Annotated in this window: 5 protein-coding genes; 3 read left to right on the top strand and 2 right to left on the bottom strand. The window is 69.7% G+C overall.

The window, feature by feature from the left end; translation table 11 throughout:
• Positions 1 to 1,372: DEAD/DEAH box helicase family protein (locus Q1V88_RS01685; protein ID WP_300677051.1), on the bottom strand; the 1,372-nt coding region annotated here is incomplete at its 3' end.
• 105 nt (positions 1,373 to 1,477) lie between these two features.
• Here Q1V88_RS01685 and Q1V88_RS01680 point away from each other — a divergent pair.
• The 3 genes from Q1V88_RS01680 (at position 1,478) to Q1V88_RS01670 (ending at position 5,156) form a co-directional block, all read left to right on the top strand.
• Positions 1,478 to 2,722, top strand: a complete 1,245-nt coding sequence (locus Q1V88_RS01680) for a phospholipase D-like domain-containing protein (protein ID WP_300677048.1) — start codon at positions 1,478 to 1,480, stop codon at positions 2,720 to 2,722.
• 88 nt (positions 2,723 to 2,810) lie between these two features.
• Positions 2,811 to 4,400, top strand: coding sequence for a glycerophosphodiester phosphodiesterase family protein (locus tag Q1V88_RS01675; protein WP_300677046.1), 1,590 nt, complete (start codon positions 2,811 to 2,813; stop codon positions 4,398 to 4,400).
• A gap of 60 nt (positions 4,401 to 4,460) precedes the next feature.
• A complete protein-coding gene (locus Q1V88_RS01670; protein WP_300677043.1) occupies positions 4,461 to 5,156 on the top strand; it encodes a TetR/AcrR family transcriptional regulator in 696 nt (231 codons plus the stop codon).
• On the opposite strand, the gene Q1V88_RS01665 is transcribed toward Q1V88_RS01670, so the two are convergent.
• Positions 5,126 to 6,403, bottom strand: a complete 1,278-nt coding sequence (locus Q1V88_RS01665) for an acetyl-CoA C-acetyltransferase (protein WP_300677040.1) — start codon at positions 6,401 to 6,403, stop codon at positions 5,126 to 5,128. The two genes, Q1V88_RS01670 and Q1V88_RS01665, sit on opposite strands and share 31 nt — an antisense overlap.
• Positions 6,404 to 6,436: the final 33 nt, after the last annotated feature.

The raw sequence follows: 6,436 nt of genomic DNA, 5'->3' as shown, positions 1-6,436 counted from the left end.
AGACGCGCTCGTTCTTCTCAGCGCGGATGCGGATCTCGTGCACGAGGTCATCGATCTGGCCCTTGGTCGGCTTGACCACGATCTCGGGGTCGACCAGGCCGGTCGGGCGGATGATCTGCTCGACCGTGTCGCCGCCGACCTTGTCGAGCTCGTAGTCGCCCGGCGTCGCGGAGAGGTAGATCGTCTGGCCGATCCGGTCCAGGAACTCCTCCCAACGCAACGGCCGGTTGTCCATCGCGCTCGGCAGCCGGAAGCCGTGGTCGACCAGGTTGCGCTTGCGGGACATGTCGCCCTCGTACATCCCGCCGATCTGCGGGATCGCGACGTGCGACTCGTCGACCACCAGGACGAAGTCCTCGGGGAAGTAGTCGAGCAGACAGTTCGGCGCGGTGCCCGGACCGCGGCCGTCGATGTGGGAGGAGTAGTTCTCGATCCCGGAGCAGGTACCGACCTGGCGCATCATCTCGATGTCGTACGTCGTGCGCATCCGCAGCCGCTGGGCCTCGAGCAGCTTGCCCTGGGTCTCGAAGGTCTTCAGCCGGGTGTCGAGCTCGGTCTCGATCCGGTTGATCGCGTTCTCCATCCGCTCCGGACCGGCGACGTAGTGCGAGGCCGGGAAGATGTAGAGTTCCTCGTCCTCGGTCAGCACCTCGCCGGTGACCGGGTGGAGCGTCATCATCCGCTCGATCTCGTCACCGAAGAACTCGATCCGGACCGCGTGCTCCTCATAGACCGGGAACACCTCCAGGGTGTCGCCCCGGACCCGGAACGTGCCCCGGGTGAAGGCGAGGTCGTTGCGGGCGTACTGGATGTCGACCAGGCGGCGCAGGATCGCGTCGCGGTCGTGCTCCTCGCCGACCTTGAGCCGGATCATCCGGTCGACGTACTCCTGCGGGGTGCCGAGGCCGTAGATGCACGACACCGTCGAGACCACGATGACGTCGCGCCGGGTGAGCAGCGAGTTGGTCGCCGAGTGCCGCAGCCGCTCGACCTCCTCGTTGATCGAGGAGTCCTTCTCGATGAAGGTGTCGGTCTGCGGGACGTAGGCCTCGGGCTGGTAGTAGTCGTAGTAGGAGACGAAGTACTCCACCGCGTTGTGTGGGAAGAGCTGGCGCAGCTCGTTGGCGAACTGCGCGGCCAGGGTCTTGTTCGGCTGGAGCACCAGCATTGGGCGCTGCAGCTGCTCGGCGACCCAGGCGACCGTGGCGGTCTTGCCGGTGCCGGTCGCGCCGAGCAGGACGACGTCCTTCTCCCCGGCCTCGACGCGGCGCGTGATCTCGGCGATCGCCGCGGGCTGGTCGCCGCCGGGCTCGTAGTCCGAGACCACCTCGAAGGGTGCGACTCGTCGCTCAAGATCAGTCACCGGACGCATGCGAACCAGCCTACGGTCCCCCACCCACAGAACCCATGCCAGCGCAACCGGCCGCCCACCGGGCTGCCCGGACCACGGCGCGGGCGGGCTGGCTAGGGTGGACCTGTGATCGGCGGACGAATCTGGACCTGGGTACGGCGGCTCCTGCTCGCCGTCTTCGGGGTGCCGCTGGCCATCGCCGCCACGATGAGCGCCGTGGACGCCTACCGCAGCCGCGGCCGGCGGGCCAAGCCCTTCCCGACGCTGCCCCCGATCCACACCCCGCTCGGGGAGGGCGAGGTGACGACGTACTCCTTCGGTCAGGACCTCTACGAGGACATGCTGGCCGCGATCGAGACCGCCGAGCGCGAGATCCTGCTCGAGACCTACATCTGGAAGGGCGACTCCCTCGGGGAGAAGTTCAAGCAGGCCCTGGTCGACGCCGCCGAGCGTGGCGTCGACGTGCACGTGATCTACGACAGCCTCGCGAACCTGGTCGTCCCGGCCCGGTTCAAGCGGTTCCCGCCCACGATCAAGGTGCTGCGCTTCCCGGTCTACACCGCCGGCTGGCGCTTCTTCGACCTGTCGCGCTACGGCCGCGACCACCGCAAGATCCTGGTGATCGACCAGAAGCTGGGCTTCGTCGGCGGCTACAACATCGGCGGGCTCTACGCCACCGAGTGGCGCGACACCCACATCCGGATCAGCGGAGCGGGCGTGGCCGACCTGCGGCGCAGCTTCATCGACTTCTGGAACCTCAACCGGCGTCGGCGCCGCCGCAGCAACGAGCGCCCGATGCTGACGGTCACCTCGACCGACTGGGAGCCGCGGATCCGGATCCACCGCAACCTGCCGCGGCTGTGGATGTTCCCGATCCGCTCGATGTACATCGAGGCGATCACGCGGGCCTCGCGCAACATCTACCTCACCACCGCCTACTTCCTGCCCGACCAGGACTTCGTCGACGCCCTCAAGGAGGCCGCCGAGCGAGGGGTGGACGTGCGGATCATGGTGCCGCTGAAGTCGAACCACGTAGTGACCGACTGGATCGCTCGCGGCTACTTCTCCCAGCTGCTCGACGCCGGCATCCGGATCTTCCGCTTCGACGGCGCCATGATCCACGCCAAGACCTGCACCGTGGACGGCTCCTGGAGCACCGTCGGCACCGCGAACATCGACCGGATCAGCCTGACCGGCAACTACGAGATCAACGTCGAGATCATCGACGACGCCTTCGCCGGGGTGCTGGAGCAGGTCTTCGCCACCGACGAGAGCAACGCCTTGGAGCTGACCCGGCCGGAGTGGCTGGCCCGCGACGTGCACCGCAAGTTCACCGAGTTCGTGCTCTCCCCGCTGCGCCCGTTCCTCTGAGCGCGGGCCAGGCCCCGAGGCCATTCACAAGGGACTCACAGGCGCGACGAGTCGGGGCTGGCGCAGGTGCCGACCTAAGGTAAAAACCATGTCTCGGCTCCCCCTGTCCGTTCTCGCGGGGCTGGCTCTGCTGGTCTCCGTGCTGGTCGCCCTCCCCACCCCGGCCCAGGCCGCGACGGTGCACAAGAAGGCGCCGACGAGCTCGGTGAGCCGCCCCATCCCCGGTGAGTCGTTCAGCCTCTCGGGCACGCTGGGCCGCTCGGTGAAGCGTTACGCGGTACTGCAGCGCAAGTCAGGGAGCCGGTGGGTCCGGGTGCAGCGCACGATCATCCCGGCCAGCGGTGCCTACCGCTTCGCCCTCACCCAGCCGACGTACGTCGCCTCCTGGCGGGTGATCGCGCGGAAGGTGAAGGTCAAGCGCCACACCTACGCCCAGCGGCTGAGCAACACCCGCACCCTGACCCGGATCTCCCAGACCGCCTCGGTCTCGGCACCGGCGGCGATCAAGGCCGGCAGCGCCGCGACCGTGACCGCCTCCTTCTCCCCCGTACGCCGGGGCCGCACCGCCCAGATCCAGATCAACACCGGCGCCGGCTGGAAGACCATCGCCACGGGCGCCCAGGGCCCTGCGGGCCGGGTGACCACCTCGTGGCGCAGCACCACCAACACCACCGTCCAGTTCCGCGCGATCGCTGCGGCCCGGGCCGGGGTCGGCTCGCTCACCACCGCGGCCCGCACCGTCGCGGTGCTGCCCAGCACGCCGGTGGCGATCTCTGCGCACCGTGGCTACTCCTCGAAGTTCGCGGAGAACTCCTGGCACGCCTTCAACGGCGCGATGCAGGAGAAGGCGGAGTGGATCGAGACCGACTTCCGTCTGAGCGCCCCGAACCCGACGGACGTGCTAGCCATCGCCGATCCCGACCAGCCCGACCTGCCGGTCGATCCGACCTGCGCCGGCCCGGCGGGGACCCGGTTCTGGGTGATCGTGCACGACTCCACCTTCGCCCGGACCACCGACGTCGGGTCGGTCTTCCCCGGCCGGGCCAACGACGCCACCACGACCTTCACCTGCAGCGAGATCAAGCAGCTGCGGGTCGACACCCTGCGGAGCCCGAACCTGAGCGAGCTCGGTGTGCCGACCCTGGCCGAGTTCGTCACCTGGATGCGGGCGTTCGAGGTCAAGACCGGCTACTCCGGTGAGCGGATCATGGTCGAGTACAAGGGCTCCAAGGCCAGCGAGTTCGCCGACCTGTACGACCAGGTCAAGGCGCTCGCGCCGGAGTGGATCGACGCGTCCACGCACCACGACAAGGCCGTCTTCACCAGCTTCAACTACACCTCGGCGTTCACCGCCCTGCTCGACCCGCAGTACGGCGTCGGCGGGGACGTGACCAGCAACGAGCGGGTCTTTGACGGTGCCGAGCTGGCCGCCATCATCGACTCGACCAGCGACAAGCTGCCCAGCCAGCCCAGCGACGTCTCCACCCGCTGGCTCCAGGTGCAGTACCAGCACACCCTGCTGACCGCTGCCCGCGCGAAGGCCGCGCACGCGATCGTGGAGCAGGTGGTGGCGTGGACGCCGGTGGCCTCGACGTCGATCCAGAAGGCGGCGGCGCTGGGAGCCGACGTGATCACGACCGACAACCTCCCGGCGGCCCGGGCGGCCCTGCTGCGCTGAGTGGCCGCTAAGTGAAACTGAGGGTGCAACTCTCAGTGTCACACCGCGTACACTCGCAGGATGCCAGCCGAACCCGATGGCCGACGTTCCGCCGCCGCAGCGCGGCGGCGTGCCCGCGAGACCGAGATCATCGGCGCCACCCGCCGTCTCTTCGACGAGCGCGGGGTGCGTGATGCCCAGATCGAGGACATCGCCCGCGCCGTCGGGATCAACCGGGCGATCGTCTATCGGCACTTCACCGGCAAGGAGGAGCTGTTCGCGCTCACCCTGGTCGGCTACCTCGACGAGCTGCGCGCCGAGCTGGAGGCAGGCGCCGCCCCGGCCCCGGGCCGCACGGTCGCCGCTCGGCTGACCTCGACCATCGAGGCCTTCGTCGCGTACGGCGTCGCGCACCCGGCCTTCGCCGACTGTGCCCAGTCACTGATGCGGCGCACCGGCCCCGAGCTCCTCGACGAGCTCAGCGAGAGCGCCCTGCTGCGTCTGGGGCGCGGGATCAGCAGCTGCCTGGCGATCCTGACCGCCCTCTTCGACCAGGGCAACGAGGCCGGCGAGTTCGCCGTGGCCGACCCGACCCTGCTGGCCAACATGCTCTACGCCAGCGGACTGGGCGCCCTCCAGCTGGCCCGCGTCGGCATCCTGGTGACCGAGGCGGCCCCGGGCGTGCCCGGGGTCGCCCCGATCACCGCCGACCAGGTGCGCGACCACCTGGTCAGGTCGGCGTTGGCTCAGGCCTCGAGGATCGCCACCACGCCCTGACCACCGGCAGCGCACACCGAGATCAGGCCACGACCGCTGCCCTTCTCGTGCAGCAGCTTGGCCAGGTTGTTGATGATCCGGCCGCCGGTGGCGGCGAACGGGTGTCCCGCGGCCAGCGAGGAGCCCTTGACGTTGAGCTTCTCCCGCGGCACCACGCCGAGCGGGGCGCCCAGGCCGAGCCGCTCGCGGCAGAACACCGGGTCCTCCCAGGCGGCGAGGGTGGAGAGCACCTGCGAGGCGAAGGCCTCGTGGATCTCGAAGAAGTCGAAGTCGTCGAAGGTCAGGCCCTGGCGCGCCAGCATCCGCGGCACCGCGTAGGCCGGCGCCATCAGCAGCCCCTCGCGCCCGGTGACGTAGTCGACCGCGGCGACCTCGGAGTCGACGAAGTAGGCCAGCGGCTCCAGGCCGTGCTCGGCGGCCCACTCCTGCGAGCCGAGCAGCACCGCGGAGGCACCGTCGGTCAGCGGGGTGGAGTTGCCCGCGGTCATGGTGGCCGCCGCGCCCTTGCCGAACACCGGCTTGAGCTTCGCCAGCTTCTCCAGGCTGGAGTCGGCACGCAGGTTGTTGTCCCGCTCCAGTCCGCGGAACGGGGTGATCTGGTCGTCGAACCAGCCGGCGTCGTACGCCGCGGCCAGGTGGTGGTGGGAGGCGACCGCGAGCTCGTCCTGGGCCTCGCGGGTGATCCGCCACTCCAGGGCCGTCAGGGCGGCGTGCTCCCCCATCGAGAGCCGGGTGCGCGGCTCCACGTTGGCCGGGATGGTGGGCACGATGTCGCCGGGGCGGACCTTGAGCAGCGCCTTGATCCGGGCGCCGGTGGTCTTGGCCCGGTTGGCCTCCAGCAGGATCTTGCGCAGGTTCTCCCCCAGCGCGATCGGGGCGTCCGACGTGGTGTCGGTGCCGCCCGCGATGCCGGAGTCGAGCTGGCCCAGGGCGATCTTGTTGGCGATGTAGGTCGCCGCCTGGAGGCCGGTGCCGCAGGCCTGCTGCAGGTCGACGGCGGCGGTCTCGGGGGCGAGCACGGAGCCGAGCACCGACTCCCGGGTGAGGTTGAAGTCGCGGCTGTGCTTGAGCACGGCCCCGGCTGCCACCTCGCCGATCCGCTCGCCGGCCAGGCCGAAGCGGGTGGCGAGGCCGTCGATCGCGGCGGTCAGCATCTCCTGGTTGGAGGCGGTGGCGTAGGCGCCGTTGGAGCGCGCGAACGGGATCCTGTTGCCGCCGAGCACGGCGACCTTGCGAGGCGAAGTCATGGCCCGATCCTACGCATCCCCGACGAAATGTGG

It is taken from the genome of Nocardioides sp., assembly GCF_030150155.1.
Taxonomy (GTDB): Bacteria; Actinomycetota; Actinomycetes; order Propionibacteriales; family Nocardioidaceae; genus Nocardioides.
This window is presented reverse-complemented; position numbering and strand designations above follow the sequence as displayed.

Bases quoted from the DNA above. Each gene is read 5' to 3' on its own strand.
- Q1V88_RS01675 (WP_300677046.1), top strand. From the start codon at position 2,811: ATGTCTCGGCTCCCCCTGTCCGTTCTCGCGGGGCTGGCTCTGCTGGTC.
- Q1V88_RS01670 (WP_300677043.1), top strand. From the start codon at position 4,461: ATGCCAGCCGAACCCGATGGCCGACGTTCCGCCGCCGCAGCGCGGCGG.
- Q1V88_RS01665 (WP_300677040.1), bottom strand. From the start codon at position 6,403: ATGACTTCGCCTCGCAAGGTCGCCGTGCTCGGCGGCAACAGGATCCCG.